Source organism: Microbacterium sp. SCPM-O-B-15248 (M128) (assembly GCF_058214835.1).
The window spans coordinates 71,842-87,509 of the sequence record NZ_JBYQLI010000009.1; the positions used below are offsets into that span (position 1 = coordinate 71,842).

17 protein-coding genes are annotated in these 15,668 nt (G+C 69.1%); 13 read left to right on the forward strand and 4 right to left on the reverse strand.

Going from position 1 to position 15,668, the window contains the following annotated elements; all coding sequences use genetic code 11:
- The first annotated feature begins 127 nt into the window (after positions 1-127).
- The 4 genes from AC3E6M_RS14535 to AC3E6M_RS14550 all read left to right on the forward strand — a co-directional run bounded on the left by AC3E6M_RS14535 (position 128) and on the right by AC3E6M_RS14550 (position 5,670).
- Complete coding sequence (locus AC3E6M_RS14535; RefSeq protein WP_138173102.1) at positions 128-820, forward strand: phosphatase PAP2 family protein; 693 nt, start codon at positions 128-130, stop codon at positions 818-820.
- A gap of 16 nt (positions 821-836) precedes the next feature.
- On the forward strand, positions 837-1,640 hold the full coding sequence (locus AC3E6M_RS14540; protein ID WP_138173100.1) for a DUF1206 domain-containing protein: 804 nt from the start codon (positions 837-839) through the stop codon (positions 1,638-1,640).
- Positions 1,641-1,730: 90 nt separating this feature from the next.
- On the forward strand, positions 1,731-4,574 hold the full coding sequence (locus tag AC3E6M_RS14545) for an aminotransferase class III-fold pyridoxal phosphate-dependent enzyme (RefSeq protein WP_490530349.1): 2,844 nt from the start codon (positions 1,731-1,733) through the stop codon (positions 4,572-4,574).
- Between the two features lie 76 nt (positions 4,575-4,650).
- Positions 4,651-5,670 (forward strand): zinc-dependent alcohol dehydrogenase family protein, encoded by a 1,020-nt coding sequence (locus AC3E6M_RS14550; RefSeq protein WP_490530350.1) that lies wholly within the window; start codon positions 4,651-4,653, stop codon positions 5,668-5,670.
- Between the two features lie 80 nt (positions 5,671-5,750).
- Here AC3E6M_RS14550 and AC3E6M_RS14555 read toward each other — a convergent pair whose 3' ends face one another.
- Complete coding sequence (locus tag AC3E6M_RS14555) at positions 5,751-6,557, reverse strand: DeoR/GlpR family DNA-binding transcription regulator (RefSeq protein WP_490530351.1); 807 nt, start codon at positions 6,555-6,557, stop codon at positions 5,751-5,753.
- A 233-nt stretch (positions 6,558-6,790) separates the two neighbouring features.
- Here AC3E6M_RS14555 and AC3E6M_RS14560 point away from each other — a divergent pair, with 233 nt between their 5' ends.
- From AC3E6M_RS14560 to AC3E6M_RS14580, 5 genes are all read left to right on the forward strand, one after another.
- Complete coding sequence (locus AC3E6M_RS14560; protein WP_138173092.1) at positions 6,791-8,083, forward strand: ABC transporter substrate-binding protein; 1,293 nt, start codon at positions 6,791-6,793, stop codon at positions 8,081-8,083.
- A 73-nt stretch (positions 8,084-8,156) separates the two neighbouring features.
- Positions 8,157-9,086, forward strand: coding sequence for a carbohydrate ABC transporter permease (locus AC3E6M_RS14565; protein ID WP_230006008.1), 930 nt, complete (start codon positions 8,157-8,159; stop codon positions 9,084-9,086).
- 1 nt (position 9,087) lies between these two features.
- Positions 9,088-9,933 carry a carbohydrate ABC transporter permease gene (locus AC3E6M_RS14570; protein ID WP_138173089.1) on the forward strand — a complete coding sequence of 282 codons (846 nt, stop codon included), beginning with the start codon at positions 9,088-9,090 and terminating at the stop codon, positions 9,931-9,933.
- 33 nt (positions 9,934-9,966) lie between these two features.
- Positions 9,967-10,830, forward strand: coding sequence for a ketose-bisphosphate aldolase (locus AC3E6M_RS14575; protein WP_138173087.1), 864 nt, complete (start codon positions 9,967-9,969; stop codon positions 10,828-10,830).
- An 18-nt stretch (positions 10,831-10,848) separates the two neighbouring features.
- Entirely contained in the window at positions 10,849-12,090 is a 1,242-nt protein-coding gene (locus tag AC3E6M_RS14580; protein WP_138173085.1) for an ADP-dependent glucokinase/phosphofructokinase, read from the forward strand.
- Positions 12,091-12,103: 13 nt separating this feature from the next.
- Here the strand turns inward: AC3E6M_RS14580 and AC3E6M_RS14585 are convergent, their stop codons facing one another.
- Complete coding sequence (locus AC3E6M_RS14585) at positions 12,104-13,069, reverse strand: alpha/beta fold hydrolase (RefSeq protein WP_138173083.1); 966 nt, start codon at positions 13,067-13,069, stop codon at positions 12,104-12,106.
- A 78-nt stretch (positions 13,070-13,147) separates the two neighbouring features.
- Between AC3E6M_RS14585 and AC3E6M_RS14590 the strand changes: the two genes are divergently transcribed.
- On the forward strand, positions 13,148-13,393 hold the full coding sequence (locus AC3E6M_RS14590) for a DUF3072 domain-containing protein (protein ID WP_490530353.1): 246 nt from the start codon (positions 13,148-13,150) through the stop codon (positions 13,391-13,393).
- A 20-nt stretch (positions 13,394-13,413) separates the two neighbouring features.
- Here AC3E6M_RS14590 and AC3E6M_RS14595 read toward each other — a convergent pair whose 3' ends face one another.
- Entirely contained in the window at positions 13,414-13,893 is a 480-nt protein-coding gene (locus AC3E6M_RS14595; RefSeq protein ID WP_171024193.1) for a MarR family transcriptional regulator, read from the reverse strand.
- Between the two features lie 147 nt (positions 13,894-14,040).
- Between AC3E6M_RS14595 and AC3E6M_RS14600 the strand changes: the two genes are divergently transcribed.
- A complete protein-coding gene (locus AC3E6M_RS14600) occupies positions 14,041-14,577 on the forward strand; it encodes a MarR family winged helix-turn-helix transcriptional regulator (protein WP_138173077.1) in 537 nt (178 codons plus the stop codon).
- A 90-nt stretch (positions 14,578-14,667) separates the two neighbouring features.
- Complete coding sequence (locus tag AC3E6M_RS14605; protein ID WP_138173075.1) at positions 14,668-14,922, forward strand: hypothetical protein; 255 nt, start codon at positions 14,668-14,670, stop codon at positions 14,920-14,922.
- A gap of 1 nt (position 14,923) precedes the next feature.
- Here the strand turns inward: AC3E6M_RS14605 and AC3E6M_RS14610 are convergent, their stop codons facing one another.
- The gene (locus AC3E6M_RS14610) at positions 14,924-15,241 is read right to left on the reverse strand and encodes a DUF7882 family protein (RefSeq protein ID WP_138173073.1); all 318 of its coding nucleotides are present in this window, start codon (positions 15,239-15,241) and stop codon (positions 14,924-14,926) included.
- A gap of 109 nt (positions 15,242-15,350) precedes the next feature.
- Here AC3E6M_RS14610 and AC3E6M_RS14615 point away from each other — a divergent pair, with 109 nt between their 5' ends.
- Positions 15,351-15,668 (forward strand): DUF7882 family protein, encoded by a 318-nt coding sequence (locus AC3E6M_RS14615; protein ID WP_138173071.1) that lies wholly within the window; start codon positions 15,351-15,353, stop codon positions 15,666-15,668.

The window sequence follows — 15,668 nt, forward strand, 5'->3', positions numbered from 1 at the left end:
GCGGGCCAACGGGCGCGGCGTCCGCGCCCACGCCATGCACCCTCACGCCATGCACCCCCACGGCGACACCACGAAACGGTCTGCGCAATCCCCGCCTCGCAGACGTGCGAAGTGGCACGCTCTCAGGATGGACGCCACCGCCGACGACGCCACTGCCGACACCGTTGCGCCGGCCTCGCGCGTCGACCCGGACGCGCGCCATGCCCACGCGCTGGTCGTCGGCGTCGTGGCCACCGTGCTCTTCGTCACGCTGCGGCTCGTCGTCGCCCTGTCCAACTCCGCGCCGCTACCGATCGACGCGGCGTGGGACGGCACGATGTCCTCGCTGGCCTCGCCCGTCGGCGTGATCATCGCGTGGGTGCCGGCGATCGTGGGCGGCACGATCGGCATGATCCTCATCGGTGTCGCCACCACGATCGTCTTCCTGGTGCGCCGTCGGCCCTGGGATGCGCTCAACGTGGCGGCATCCATCGCCCTCGTCGTCGCGATCGGGGCACCGATGGCCGCGGTCATCGCGCGGTCGCGCCCCACCCATTCGCTCGCCGAGACCGTGGCTACGTCGTTCCCCTCCGGCCATACGGCCGTGGCCACGACGATCGTGGTGACGCTCGGTCTCATCCTCCGACGACGGTGGGTGTGGGTGGGGGGAGTGTTCTGGGTCGTCCTGATGATGTGGAGCCGGACGTACCTGCACGCGCACTGGTTGTCGGACGTGACGGCCGGCATGCTCGAAGGCGTCGCCGTCGCCACACTCGTCTGGGCGGCCGTCGAAGTAGCGAGAGAGCGGCGAGCGCAACGGGCTGCGGCCGCCACGGCCTGAGCGATACGGTGCACGGATGACTTCCGCCAGCGCAGCGGCCGACAAGGCACAGGATTCCACCGCTTTCCGCGTCGCCGCACGCGTCGGGTACGTCGTGCTCGGACTCCTCCACCTGCTCATCGGCGTGATCGCCATCGCGATCGCCACGGGCGGAGCGGGCGACAGCGCCGACCAGTCCGGGGCTCTGCAGCAGGTGGCATCCGCTCCCGCCGGTCTGCTGCTGCTCTGGGTCGTCATGGTCGGTCTCGTCGCCCTGGCGATCTGGCAGATCAGCGAGGCCATCGTCGAGCGGAACCCGGATGCCAAGAAGCGCTGGGGTTCCCGCGCGAAGTACGTCGGTACGGCGGTCGCGTACGCCGCGATCGCCGGCACCGCGTTCACGGCGGCGATGGGTGGTCGCTCGGAATCCTCGGAGTCCACCCAGAACCTGAGCGCGAGTCTGCTGGCGGCACCGGGCGGCGTCTTCCTGCTCGTCGTCGTCGGGCTGGCCGTCGCCGCGGTCGGAGTCGCGTTCGTCGTCCGCGGGATCACCCGCGCCTTCCTGAAGAACCTGTCCGTTCCGAGCGGGCCCGCGGGGCGTGGCATCCGGGTCTTCGGAACGGTCGGTTACGTCGCGAAGGGCATCGCCGTCGGTGTCGCCGGCATCCTGTTCGTCGTCGCGGCGCTCACGCACGACCCGAACGCCGCGACCGGGCTCGACGGGGCCTTGCGCTCACTGGCCGGACTGCCGTTCGGGCAGGTCGTGCTGTGGCTCGTCGGCGCGGGGCTCGTCGTCTACGGGCTGTTCTGCTTCGCCCGGGCGCGCTACGCCCGGATGTGACGCGCGGGGGCACCTCGCTAGTGTTCTGAGGGTCACCCGAAGACCGGGGCACCGTTGCCCCCACCCGTTCCGCGCCCCATGGAGCCCGTCATGACCGACGCCCTGTTCGACTACTTCACGGCCGGCGAATTGCCGACGCCGACCCTCCCCGCCGGCGAGGCCGTCGCTCTGTTCCGTCACGCCCACGGCTTCGACATCCAGGTGCAGAGCCTCGGGAGTCAGCAGGACCAGAACTTCCTCGTGCGCCCCGCCGACGGCGGCGACCCGATCGGTGTCCTGAAGATCAGCAACCCGGTCTTCAGCGAGTCGGAGATCGAGATGCAGGATGCCGCGGCCGCCGCGGTCGCGCGGGCCGAACCCGGACTGCGCATCCCCGAGATCGTCGCAGGGCCCCGCGGACCCCTCGCCGGCTGGTGGGAGACCAGCCAGGGCCGGCTCCACGCCCGGGTGATCTCGTTCGTCCCGGGCTCGACCCTCACCGGCTCGGGCTACCTCGCGCCGCGCACGGTCGCGCGTCTGGGTGAGCTGGCGGCCGCCGTCAGCGTCGCGCTGGCGGGCGAGACGCATCCCGCCTCGGGGCGCGTGCTGCAGTGGGATCTGCGCCATGCCGAGCGCGTGATCGCCGACATCGCGGCCTCGGAGCCGGATGCCGAGGTGCGCGAGTACTGCGCCGCCGCCACCGCCGCTGCGCTCGCCGCGCTCCACCCGGTCGCCGACGCCCTCCCGCGGCAGCTCGGCCATTTCGACGTCACCGACGACAACGTCCTGCGCCCGCACGGTGTCGACACGCTTCCGGACGCCGTGATCGACTTCGGCGACGTCATCGAATCGTGGGCCGTGGGCGAGATCGCGGTGACGGTGTCGTCGGTGCTCCATCACGACGGCGCGACGTCCGCCTCGACTCTGCCCGCGATCGCGGCGTTCGACCGCCGCCGTCCGCTCTCCGACGACGAGATCACGGCGCTCTGGCCGCTGGTCGTGCTCCGCGGGGTCGTCCTGGTCCTGAGCGGTCGCCAGCAGGTGCGGCTCGACGACGCGAACGACTACGCCAGCGGCGCCCTCGATCGCGAGTTCGAGATCCTGCGTCGGTCCATCGCCGTGCCCATCGAGGTCGCGACGGCGCGGATCCGTCACGCTCTCGGACGCGACGTGTCCGACGCGCCGGCGTGGGGAGGCGCATCGCTCCTGCCCGCCGGGGTGCGGCCGGTCGTCCTGGATGCCACGACCCTGTCCCCGCTCGCCGACGAGGGCGCGTGGCTCGCCGCCGACGCGCTCGAAGTCGCAGCGCAGCGCCTGATCGACGGCGGTGCCGATGCGGTGGTCCTCCCCGCGCTCGTCCCGACGCTGCTCGGGGCCCCCTCCCGCACGCCGGAGGAGCCCGCAACCGTCCCCACGGCCGCGTCGGTGTGGTTCGCCGAACCGACGCGCCTCGACCTCCCCGGCGGCGCCCTCGCGGTGTGGGGAGACGATGGCATCCCGAACCCCTCCGCGCGAACGCTCGAGGTCGCCGCCCGGACGCGCGTGCGCGTTCTCCTCACGTCCCTCGATCCCGCCGACGTCCCGGACGCCGTGCGCCCGAGCGACCTCCCTGGCTGGCGCGCCGTGATCGGCGACGCGACCCCCGCGCTCGGCGTCGCCGCGCCGGAGGCCGCCCCGGACGACCTCCTCGAGCGCCGCGAGGCGGTCGTCGCCGAGGTGCAGGAGCACTACTACTCGCGGCCGCCGCGCATCGAGCGGGGCTGGCGCGAGTACCTCATCGGCGTGGACGGTCGCGTCTACCTCGACATGGTCAACAACGTCGCCTCGGTCGGGCACGCGCACCCCCGGATCGCCGCCGCGGTGTCGCGGCAGACACGGTTGCTGAACACCAACTCGCGATTCCACTACGCCGCGATCACCGAGTACGGCGAGCGGCTCGCGGCGACCCTCCCCGACGAGCTCGACACGGTGTTCTTCGTCAACTCCGGCTCCGAGGCCGTCGACCTCGCGATCCGCCTCGCGATGGCCGCGACCTCCCGCCAGGACGTCGTCGCCATGGCCGAGGCGTACCACGGCTGGACCTACGCCAGCGATGCGGTCTCGACCTCGATCGCCGACAATCCGCACGCCCTCGAGACCCGCCCCGACTGGGTCCACACGGTCGACGCCGCGAATTCGTACCGCGGTCGCCACCGCGGAGCGGATGCCGCTCGCTACGCCCCCGAAGCCGTCGCGCGGCTCCGCACGCTCGCCGCCGCGGGGCAGGCGCCCGCGGCCTTCCTCAGCGAGACCTTCTACGGCAACGCCGGCGGCGTCGCCCTGCCCGACGGCTACCTGCGCGAGGTCTACGCCGCCGTCCGCGAGCTCGGCGGACTCGCGATCGCCGACGAGGTGCAGGTCGGCTTCGGTCGCCTCGGGTCGTGGTTCTGGGGCTTCCGGCAGCAGGGCGTCGTGCCCGACATCGTCGCGGTCGCCAAGTCGATCGGTGCCGGCTTCCCGCTCGGGGCCGTCGTCACCCGCCGCGAGATCGCGGACCGCTACCGCACGCAGGGCTACTTCTTCTCCTCGACGGGAGGCTCCCCGCTGTCGTCCGTCGTCGGCATGACGGTGCTCGACATCATTGAGGACGAGGGGCTCCAGGAGAACGCCCGTGTCGTCGGCGGACACCTCAAGGCCCGTCTTGAGGCGCTGGGGGAGCGGCATCCGCTCGTCGGCACCGTGCACGGCTCGGGGCTGTACCTCGGCCTCGAGTTCGTGCGCGACCGGGAGACCCTCGAACCCGCGACCGAGGAGACCGCCGCGATCTGCGACCGGCTGCTCGAGCTCGGCGTCATCATGCAGCCGACGGGCGACCACCAGAACGTGCTGAAGATCAAGCCGCCGCTGTGCGTCTCGCGCGAGTCCGTCGACTACTTCGCCGACATGCTCGACCGGGTGCTGTCGACCGGGTTCTGATCGCGCAAGCCCCGCACGACGCGAAGCTCGGGGGAGTACACCGAGAGGAGCCACTTCCCACCCGAGAGGAGCCCCCATGCGTGGAGTCATCATGCACGCCGCCGGAGACGTACGCGTCGAAGACCGGGACGACCCGACCATCCAGGAACCGACGGATGCCATCATCCGTCTCGCCGCGTCGTGCATCTGCGGGTCCGACCTGTGGCCGTACCGCGGGTCGGACGAGGTGGATGCCACCCCGATGGGCCACGAGCACCTCGGCGTGGTCACCGAGATCGGTGACGCGGTGAAGAACGTGAAGGTGGGCGATTTCGTCGTCGGCTCGTTCATGGCATCCGACAACACGTGTGAGATCTGTCGGGCCGGCTACCAGTCGCGGTGCGTGCACGTCGTTCCCATGGGAAGCGTGGGAACGCAGGCCGAGTTCGCCCGCATCCCGCTCGCCGACGGCACTCTCGTCGCGACTCCGGGTCAGCCCGACGCCGACCTCATCCCTTCGCTGCTGGCCGCCTCCGATGTGCTCGGCACCGGCTGGTTCGCCGCCGTGGCGGCCGAGGTCGGCCCCGGGAAGACCGTCGCGGTGGTCGGCGACGGTGCGGTGGGGCTCCTCGGCATCCTGGCCGCGAAGCAGCTCGGCGCCGAGCGCATCATCGCGATGTCGCGCCACGCCGACCGGCAGGAGCTGGCCCGCCGCTTCGGGGCGACCGACATCGTCGAGGAGCGCGGCGACGAGGGTATCGCGAAGGTCAAGGAGCTCACCGACGGGCTCGGCGCGCACTCGGTGATCGAAGCCGTCGGGACGCAGCAGTCGATGGAGCAGGCGATCCGGTCCACTCGCGCCGGCGGGCACATCGGCTTCGTCGGCGTCTCGCACGACGTGACGCTCGAGGGACAGGAGCTGTTCCGTTCGGCCGTGCACCTCCACGGCGGTCCGGCGCCGGTGCGGCGTTTCCTCCCCGAGCTGATCCAGCTCATCTGGGACCGGAAGATCGACCCGGGCGCGGTGTTCGACCTGACGCTGCCGCTCGAGGACGCCGCCGAGGGCTACCGTGCCATGGACGAGCGCCGCGCCACCAAGGTCCTGCTGACGGTCTGACCGCATGCCCTGTTTCGGGGACCGGATGCCGCGGCGTGCGAGGCCCCGCGGCCGTCTGCGCCCGCGCGCAGGCCGCGGTCTCAGGGCGTGAGCACCGTCACGCCCGCCTCCGCCAAGGCCTCCGCGAGGTCGGGGGAGGGCGGCGCGTCGGTGATGAGGTAATCCGCCATCTCGAGCGTTGCGACCTGGGCGAACAGGCGCCGGTCGAGTTTGGTGGAGTCCGCGAGGATCGCGGTGCGATCGGCGCGCTGGATCATCTCGCTCATCATCGTGGCGTCGCCGAGGTTGCTGGTCGAGAAGCCCGAGGCATCCACAGCTCCGACGGCGATGAGGGCGTAGTCGCACCGGATCTCGACGTCGGGGCTGTGCGAGCTGGTCGCCAACGTCACCGGGCCGGTCGTGGCTTGAGTGATCGTGCGCACGGCGCCGCCGAAGATGAACAGGTCGCGGAAGACCTGCGGCGAGATCTCCGCCGGTATGCGGAGGTTGTTGGTCGCGATCGTGAGGTTCCGGTGATTGCGGAGGGCTCGCGCGACGGCCAGCGTCGTGGTGCCGGCGTTCAGCACCACTACGGAGCCGTCCTCGATGAGGTCGGCGGCGATCGTGGCGATCTTCTCCTTCTCGGCGATCTGCATCTGCAGACGGACGTCCAGGCCGCGGTCGCGGCCGGGGACCGACATCGCACTGACCGCGCCGCCGTGGGTGCGCACGACGATTCCCTCGCGATCGAGCTGATCCAGATCCCGGCGTACGGTGTCGATCGAGACGCCGAAATGCGAGGCCAGGTCGACGACGGTCACCTGTCCGGATTGAGCGACATAGGCGGCCAGTTCGGCCTTCCTGCCCGCCGGAAGCCGTCTCCTGGTGTTGTTCGTGGTGCCCTCCATGCCGTCATCTCTAGCACAGAGCCGCACGCGGCACGAGGTATTTTCGGCGATTTCGGCACGAAACGGCACAGATAGGCCGCTTTATGCAGGTTTAGATGCCACTGCGTGCCGTAATCATCACGAATGTGCATCGGAGTCTTGACGCGTGCCGCAGACCCGCGCATACTCATGCTGAAAGATGCAAGAACGCGCAGAACAGCGCGAAATACAGCAGATCTCAATGAGGAGAAACGATGGACAACAGCGGGCGCGGGCGTCGGAACGCCATCAAGCTCGTCAGTGCCGCCGCGGCGGCCACGACCCTCCTGGCGATGGCGGGGTGCTCGTCGAACTCGGACGCTCCCTCCGGCGGCGGAGACGTCACTCTCGAGTTCGCTCAGTGGTGGGAGCCGGAACTGCCCGACGGCCAGTTCCGTGCGCTCATGGACCAGTTCGAGCAGGAGAACCCGGGCATCAAGGTCGACCTGGTCAGCGGCCCCTACGCCTCGACCAAGGAGCAGCTCTTCGCCGGCGCCGCGTCGGGCACCATGCCCGACGTCGTGGGCCTGGACGGTGCCTGGGTCAGCGACTTCGCCAAGCAGGGCGTCATCGCCGACATGTCGAAGCTGATGAGCGACGCGGGCTACGACGACAGTCAGCTCGCCAGCCAGATCCAGGTCGACGGCAGCACCTACATGATCCCTGTCATCAACTTCGTGTACCCGATGTTCACCAACGACGCGCTGCTGTCGCAGGCGGGCGTCAGTGCACCCCCGTCCACGCGCACGGAGTTCGCCGACGCCGCCAAGAAGATCAAGGCCCTCGGCGGCGATGTGTCCGGCTGGGTGCTGCCGTTGTCCCTCGAAGCGCCCAACGGCGTGCAGAACGACGTCATGTCCTGGGTGTGGGCCTCCGGCGGGTCGATGCTCAAGGACGGCAAGCCCGACCTGACCAACGCCGACGTCACGTCGGCGACCGCCTACATCCAGCAGCTGTGGAACGACGGGGTCATCGCACCCGGGTCCTTCACGATGAAGGAGCAGGACAAGGTCGAGGAGTTCACCAACGGCCGCGTCGGCATGATGATCGACTCGCTCGCGCACATCAACCTGATCCGCGAGTCCAACCCCGACCTGACCTTCTCGATCTCGGCGATCCCCGCCGAGGACGGCTTCACGGGTGAACGCGGCATCCCTTACGCCTCGTGGGGAATCGGTGTCGCCGAGAACTCCGAGCACAAGGATGCCGCCTTCAAGCTCGTGCAGTTCCTGATGGGCAAGGACGTCAACGCCGAGCTGTCCACGATGGCGAAGGCTTTCCCGGGCAACACCGAGGCCGTGCCGACCTTCGTCGAGGACGACGCCCTGTTCAAGACCGCCTTCGAGATCTACAAGGCCGGCTACCCGGCCAACGAGTTCACGGGCCTGCCCGTGGCCGAGGAACTCATGCGCCAGTTCGGCCAGCAGTTCCAGTCCGCGCTGGACGGTCAGCAGTCGATGAGCGACGCGCTGAAGAAGGCCCAGGACGAATGGACGTCGGAGTTCTGATCCGACGCTGACACGGGATGCCGCATCGCCGCCGTTCGCGATGCGGCATCCCGCTCACCGAAAGCCGCACACCATGACCATGCGCACCCTCACACCCCCCGACACCGAACTCATCGTCACCGGACGCCCCGCGTCCCGCCGCACCCGCCAGCTGCGGAACGCCTCGGAGGCGTACACCTTCCTGGCCCCGACGCTGATCCTGCTGTTCGTCCTGATGATCGTCCCGATCGTCATGGTCGTCGGCTACTCGTTCCAGGACAACGTCATCACGAACAAGAACCCCCAGCTCGTCGGTGTCGACAACTACATCTCCGTGCTGACCGATCCCGGGTTCTGGAAGGCCACCGGGAACACGCTCTTCTTCACCCTCACGAGCGTCGCCGCGCACCTCGTGCTCGGACTGTCCTTCGCGATGCTGCTGAACAGCCGCCTCATCGGCGCCGTGCCCCGTGCGATCTTCCGGGGCCTGTACGTGCTGCCGTGGCTGTTCACCGTCGCCGTCATCGCGGTGCTGTGGCGCATGCTCCTGGCCCCTAACGGCATCGTGAACTTCCTGCTCAACACGAACATCGAGTGGCTCGCTTCGCCGCAGCTCGCGCTGGGCACGGTCACCTTCATCAACATCTGGGCCGGCTACCCCTTCTTCATGGTGAGTCTGCTCGCCGGCCTCCAGGGGATCCCGAGCGACCTCTACGAAGCCGCGACCGTCGACGGTGCGAGCCCCGTCCAGCGCTTCTGGAACGTCACCATCCCGCAGCTGCGGCCCATCATCGTCAGCCTCCTGCTGCTCGACCTCATCTGGACCTCGCAGCAGTTCGCCCTCATCTGGCTGACCACCGGCGGCGGTCCCATCGACGTCACCGAGATGCTCAGCACGTTCACCTACAAGCTCGCGTTCGCGACCTACGACTTCTCGATGGCCTCCACCTCCGCGGTGCTGGTCCTGGCGATGTCGATGATCATCGCGGTGCTCTACGTCCGCCACCAGAAGGCGAGGGACTGACATGGCCATGACCTCCGCGACCCGCACCCGCGTCGCCCGTACCGGGGTGATCGTCGGGCTCCTGCTGGGGGCCGTCTTCGCCGCCGGTCCCGTGCTGTGGATGCTCTCGAGCTCGTTCAAGTCGAACACGCAGATCTTCGAGCTGCCGCCGCGCCTGATCACGGACACCTTCTCGTTCGACGCCTACGTGAAGATCTTCACCACGCCCGAGACCGTGCGCTTCTTCATCAACAGCTACGTCGTCGCCGGCGCCGTGACGATCCTGACGCTCCTCGTCGCGATCCAGGCCGCCTACGCGTTCAGCCGGTTCGAGTTCCGCGGCAAGCGGATCGTGAACGTGATCATCGTCAGCGTCCAGGCCGTGCCGCCCATCACGCTGCTCATCCCGTACTTCGGGCTCATGGTGGCGCTCAAGCTCTACAACACCTACCCGGGCCTGATCCTCACCTACATGGTGTTCACGCTGCCCTACGCGATCATCATGATGACGGGGTACTTCAACACCCTCCCGAAGGAGCTCGACGAGGCCGTCCGCGTCGACGGGGCCGGCTCCTTCACCGCCCTGTGGCGCGTCCTCGTGCCGATCTCGATCCCCGGGATCGTGTCGGTGGGCATCTACACGTTCATGATCGCGTGGAACGAGTTCCTCTTCGCGCTGACCCTCACCCGGACCATCGACATGCGCACCGTGCCGATCGGCATCCAGCTGCTGATGGGCCAGCACTCCTACGAGTGGAACCAGATCATGGCGATGAGCATCCTCGGCTCGATCCCCGTGCTGATCCTCTTCCTGTTCTTCCAGCGCTTCTTCATCAGCGGCCTCACGGCCGGTTCGGTGAAGAGCTGACCACCGCCGACCCACCCCAACAAGGAGAAATCCGTGCTCTACACCGGCAAGTCCATCCTCGACGTGGCCAACACCCACAGCTTCGCCATCCCCGCCTTCAACATCAGCGACTGGGCGATGTTCACCGGGATCATGGACATCAGCGAAGAGAAGTCCGCTCCGGTCATCATCGCCATCCACCCCGACGAGGTCTCGCACATCACCACCGACCTCATCGCGGCGATGCACGCCCGCGCGCACCGCTCGAGCGTCCCCGTGGCGATCCACTGGGATCACGGCGGGTCGTACGAGCAGATGATCACGGCGATCCACTCCGGCTTCACCTCGGTGATGATCGACGCGTCGCTCGAGCCGTTCGAGCAGAACGTCGCGATCACCCGCAAGGTCGTCGAAGCCGCGCACGCGGCCGGCATCCAGGTCGAGGGCGAGCTCGGCACCATCGGCGCGAACGACAGCTACGGCGAGTCGGGTGCCGCGGAGATCATCTACACGAACGTCGACGACGCCGTGCGCTTCGTCGAGCAGACCGGAGTGGACAGCCTCGCGATCGCCATCGGCACCTCGCACGGCCTGTACCCGTCCGACAAGAACCCCGAGCTGCGCCACGATCTGCTCGAGCAGATCAAGGCCGCCGTCGGCATCCCGCTCGTCCTGCACGGCGGCTCGAGCAACCCCGACGCCGAACTGCGCCGGGCGGTCGAGCTGGGTGTGAACAAGATCAACATCTCCAGCGACATCAAGGTGGCGTACCACGACCGCATGCGCGAGGTGCTCGGCACCGACCGTCGCCTGCGCGAGCCCAACGCCATCCAGCCCGAGCCCATCGCCGCGATGAAGATCACCGCGGCCGAGAAGATCGACCTCTTCGGCGCCGCCGGCAAGGCCGACCTGTACTGAACGGAGATGATCGGCGTCATGGCACACGACCTCGTCCTCGGGCTCGGCGGCACCGTCGACTACGAGATCCGGTGGGATGCCGACGTGCTCTCCGCCCTCGCGGAGGACTACGGCATCCGTCGGGACGACCTGGTCACCACGACGCCGATCATCGACGAGCGCGCCCTCGTCGTGACGGTGCTCGCCTTCCTCGCCACCGGCGGGGGAGGCGAGCGCTTCGTCCTCTCGTCCGAGATCGTGGAGCGCTTCGCGGCGCACTTCGACGTCGAGATCACCCTCGGAGGCACGGGCGTGCGTGCCGGCATCGCGCTGGACCGGATCGGCGTGCCCACCGTGCAGCACCTGGTGAGCATCGACGACAACGTGCGCCGGCTGCTTCCCTCCTCGATGCGGGTGCTGTCCTCGGCCACGCGCGACACCCTCGATCCGCACCTGATCGTGCAGTATCCCGAGGGCGCGTCGGTGCGCCTGGTCGACGGGGAGGTCGTCGCCCCGGCATCCAATCGCCTCATCTTCGCCAACGACGCACCCAACCGGGAGATGGCGATCGCCCCCGGTCTCGGTGACGCCCTCGCCGAGGCGGCGGCGTTCCTGGTGTCGGGGTTCAACACGATGCAGGATGCCGCCCTGCTCGACCGGCGGCTGCACGACGTGCGTGCGGCGATGCGACGTCTGCCGGATTCGGCGTTGGTCTACTACGAAGACGCCGGCTTCTACGAGCGGTCGTTCGCCGGTCTCGTGCGGACGCGACTGATGGACCGCATCGACGTCTACGGCATGAACGAGGACGAGCTCCAGGAGTACCTCGGGCGGCCCGTCGACCTGCTCTCGCCCGACGACGTCGCCGCGGCGCTCGCCGACGTGCACGCGCTCATCCCCGCCCCGGCGCTCGTCGTGCACACGAAGTTCTGGGCCGTCGCGGTAGGCCCGGAGGCAGGCCGGCACCGCGCGGCGCTGGAGAGTGCGACGCGGACCGCCGCGACGCGCTACCGCCTCGGCGACGACTGCCGCGCCGACGACCTCGACGAGACCGCTCGGCTGCCCCGCCACGCGGGGGGTGCAGCGGTCGTCGCCGCCGTCGTGCAGCGGATGCCGGCCGTCGGCGTCCCCGCGTACGTCGTGGACGTCGCGCGCCCGACGACCATCGGGCTCGGCGACACGTTCGTGGGCGGGTTCCTGGCGGCGGTGCCGGCGGCGGCCCGGCTCACGACGGCGGCGGCGCTCAACCGTGCGCTGGACGCGGTGACGGCAGCGGAGTGACGCAGGCGGCTCCTCAGCGCCGCGACACGTAGGCGCGCCACAGCAGACGGGCGTGCCGCGACTTGGCCCGTTCGACTCCACGCTGATCGCCGCGCACCGCGCTCCACCATTCCGCGAGGCGGGTCGCGGTGGCATCCAGGATCATCCGCAGGTCGGCATGCCGCGCCGGCGGGACCTTCGCCTCGGCGGCGGGCATCCTCCCGCGCGGAGCCAGATCGTCGTCGAGGTGGCGCCGGACGAGCCGGGCGACGCCGACGGCGTGACCGTTGATGATCGAATGTGCCGCGCCCTCGATCTCCCACCGACGCGCGGTGCGCGCGCGAGCGACCAGTCGCGAGTGCAGGCGCCGGGGTGATGGGCGGTCGAACTCCCCGCGGATCAGCAGCAGCCGCGCGTGGGCCGCGCCGATGCGGTCCGAGATGCGGTACCGGAGCATGTGGGGGAGGACCTCGAGGAAGTAGAGGAACCCGCACAACACGTAGGCCGAGACGGCCATCACGGCGACGTGCACGGACTCGCGCGCCGTGGACTGCGCGAACCGGATCGCCTGGGCGAGGACCGAGGACTCGGTCTCATCGACGACGGGGCTCACCAGGACCGCGTGCGAGAGGTCGTCGCGGCGGGCGAGCACCTCGGTGACCACTTGCGTCCCCATCGAATGACCGATGAGGACCGGATCCTTCAGGCCGTAGTGCGCGATGACCCCTTCGACCTGGTCGGCGAAGAACGCGGCGGTCGGCTCCTCCCCGGATGCCGGCATCCCGGCGAACCCGGGGAGATCGAGGGCGTATACGTCGCCGTCCTCTGCCAACAGAGGCGCGAGGAACTCGAAGTAGCTCGCGGCCACCCCGATCCCGGCGATCAGCACGAAAGCGCGGCCGGATACGGCGCCGGAGGACACGATCGTCACTCGTGTCCGGGCATTCCCCCGTCGGATGGTCTCGACGTCCAGGTCGGCGGAGCGGGTGGCCTCGGGCATCGTCCCAGGATGCCCCACTCCCCGGTGCCACCTGTCAATCCCGGCGTCCCCGTCAGGAGGGACGCCTACCGTGACACCATGACCGATGCCCCTCGTGACCATGAAGAAGAGACCCTCGGCGCCGCGCGCGAGGGAGAGAACTCCGCCGAGAAAGATCCCTCCGACTGGGTCACCGGCGACGAACCGATGACCGCGCCGCAGCGCAGCTACCTCGACACCCTCGCCCGCGAAGCGGGTGAGGAGATCACCGCCGCACTGACGAAGGCGGAGGCGTCGGAGCAGATCGAGCGCCTGCAGGAGGAGACCGGCCGCTCGAACGGCTGATCCGTGTCCCGTCCCGCCGCTCAGGCGGGGCGGGTTCCTTCTTCGCGCGAACGCAGACGCTCCATCTGGTGCTGCTCGCCCCGTGCGACCTCGCCGAGGAAGTCGGCGACGACGCGGCGCTCTGCGGCGCCGAGGCGTGCCGCGGCGGCCGCGACCGACGAGCGTCGCACGGCGAGCAGGTGTCGCGCGGGGGATCCTTCGTCGACGGTGGCTCGCACGACGATCGAGCGACGGTCGCCCGGGAAGGGAACCCGCTCCACCCATCCCGCGTCGGCGAGGCGGTCGATGAGCGCCGTCGTCGCCGCCGAGGAGATGCCGAGCATCTCTGACAGGAGTCGGGGCGTGACCGGCTCGTCTGCGTCTCCCCGGGCCAGGAGGAACCGAAGAACCTTGGCGTCGTTGGGGCCGATGCCCAGCGACTGCAGGGCGACGCGCTCGGATGCCGCGCCGGACTCGGACAGGTCGTCGACGGCCTTCACCACGTCCGCTTCGGTGGCCATTCGCTTCGTCACCCCCCTGCCGGGATAGTTCGTGTTACTTGTATCTCAGAAGGCCATCAACTAGACGACCGATAGATCAACCATCGTATCTTCCGCCCCTGCTCGCAGGCAGGGTCTCGTCGTGCCGGGCTGACGTAGGATGCCGAAGTGGAGAACGGCTCGCAATCGTCGCGCTATTGGTATGACACGACCGAAGAGGACCGTCGCCGACGTGCCGTCGAAGTCCTGCAGGCCTTCCGGGTCTATCGCGCGGCCGAGGTCGCGATGCGTCGACGGACGCGCGAGTCCATGTCGATGGGCGAGAACGACCTCTTGGTGTTGCGCTTCCTGTTGCGGGCCTCGGGTCAGGGCCGTCAGGTCTCGCCGAGCGAATTGACGCGCTACCTGGGAGTTTCCACCGCCTCGACGACCGCGATCATCGACCGGCTCGAGAAATCGGGTCACGTCACGCGCGTGCCGCACCCCACCGACCGCCGCAGCATCCACGTCGTGGCGACCGCCGCGAGCGACGCCGAGGTGCGCGCGACCCTCGGTTCCATGCACTCACGGATGATGTCCGCCGTCGTCGACATGACGCCCGAGGAATGCGTCACCGTGATCGCTTGCTTGAGCAGATTGCAGGATGCCGTCGACCAGGTCGACCCGCATTCCGAGGTCCCCGTCGACGCCGACGTGACGCTCTGATCCTCGATCCTCACGGCACGTAAGAAGCTAGGAAGACTAGTCGAGTTCGGAGTATTAGGCATCGTTCGAGCTCCGTGAAACCATGAAGACATGGACGAGAACACGATCGAGGCGCGCCCCCGCGCCACCGCCGTGGACGCCGTCCAAGCCGTGGACGGAATCCCTGTGGCATCCCTGCGGTCGGTCGTCTCGCGACTGTGCCTGGACTACCCGGGTGAGGACCCCGTACGCATCGAGACGGTGGTCCTGCGCGAGTGGGAGGCGTTCTCGGCCGGGCGCCCGCTGGTGATCCCGACCGCGGTCGAAGAGGGCGCTCGAGAGGTCCTCGACCTGCGGTTCCCCTGAGTCAGTCGTCCGAGGCGTCGTCGGCCGGGTCGGGAACGAGCAGCAGCCCGCCCGAGGAGTTCGCCGAGTTCGCCAGGGCCTCCACCCATGCCCGGCTGAGCAGGGCGGGTTCGGGATCGTCGAAGACGAATCGCAGCGGAATCGAGGGGTGCAGCCAGACGGTGCTGCGTCCCACCTCCTGCCCGGGTCCGTGCGTCCAGGAGAGCGTGAAGCTCTCGCCGCGGCGGAGCTTGGTCGCAATGACGACCTTGACGTGAGCGAGAGCGCGATCCTCGATGTCGATCGGAGTCGCGACGTCGCCGTAGTAAAGGGTTCCCACCCCTTCACGGTATCCGTGCCCCACCCGCCGGAACCGGGGGTTGATTCCGCGGGCTCTGCCGTGGCATCCGCGCGGCGTCCGGCGGTTCGTCTCGGATAGGCTCGTCGTCATGGGCCGATTCATCTACGACACCGTGGCCAACGCCGTCGACATCGATGACCGCACGTTGGCGCACTTGCGCATCGTCGTGATGAACAAGCTGCGTCGCTCCGAGTCGTTCATGTTCGACGTCGAAGTCGGTGACGGCAGTGGCCGACGGAGCTTCTGGATGCACCCCTCGGTGCCGATCCAGTTCCACTTCTACGGTAGCCGTCAGCCGCGGATCAACCGGGTGTGGGTCGAAGACCTCATGCTCGCGGCATCCGGGCCCAACGGGCTCTCGATCACGCCGGAGCCGTCGGAGGACACCCTCGTCGAAGAGGCGTGA

Bases quoted from the DNA above. Each gene is read 5' to 3' on its own strand.
- AC3E6M_RS14535 (WP_138173102.1), top strand. From the start codon at position 128: ATGGACGCCACCGCCGACGACGCCACTGCCGACACCGTTGCGCCGGCC.
- AC3E6M_RS14540 (WP_138173100.1), top strand. From the start codon at position 837: ATGACTTCCGCCAGCGCAGCGGCCGACAAGGCACAGGATTCCACCGCT.
- AC3E6M_RS14545 (WP_490530349.1), top strand. From the start codon at position 1,731: ATGACCGACGCCCTGTTCGACTACTTCACGGCCGGCGAATTGCCGACG.
- AC3E6M_RS14550 (WP_490530350.1), top strand. From the start codon at position 4,651: ATGCGTGGAGTCATCATGCACGCCGCCGGAGACGTACGCGTCGAAGAC.
- AC3E6M_RS14555 (WP_490530351.1), bottom strand. From the start codon at position 6,557: ATGGAGGGCACCACGAACAACACCAGGAGACGGCTTCCGGCGGGCAGG.
- AC3E6M_RS14560 (WP_138173092.1), top strand. From the start codon at position 6,791: ATGGACAACAGCGGGCGCGGGCGTCGGAACGCCATCAAGCTCGTCAGT.
- AC3E6M_RS14565 (WP_230006008.1), top strand. From the start codon at position 8,157: ATGACCATGCGCACCCTCACACCCCCCGACACCGAACTCATCGTCACC.
- AC3E6M_RS14570 (WP_138173089.1), top strand. From the start codon at position 9,088: ATGGCCATGACCTCCGCGACCCGCACCCGCGTCGCCCGTACCGGGGTG.
- AC3E6M_RS14580 (WP_138173085.1), top strand. From the start codon at position 10,849: ATGGCACACGACCTCGTCCTCGGGCTCGGCGGCACCGTCGACTACGAG.
- AC3E6M_RS14585 (WP_138173083.1), bottom strand. From the start codon at position 13,069: ATGCCCGAGGCCACCCGCTCCGCCGACCTGGACGTCGAGACCATCCGA.
- AC3E6M_RS14590 (WP_490530353.1), top strand. From the start codon at position 13,148: ATGACCGATGCCCCTCGTGACCATGAAGAAGAGACCCTCGGCGCCGCG.
- AC3E6M_RS14595 (WP_171024193.1), bottom strand. From the start codon at position 13,893: ATGGCCACCGAAGCGGACGTGGTGAAGGCCGTCGACGACCTGTCCGAG.
- AC3E6M_RS14605 (WP_138173075.1), top strand. From the start codon at position 14,668: ATGGACGAGAACACGATCGAGGCGCGCCCCCGCGCCACCGCCGTGGAC.
- AC3E6M_RS14615 (WP_138173071.1), top strand. From the start codon at position 15,351: ATGGGCCGATTCATCTACGACACCGTGGCCAACGCCGTCGACATCGAT.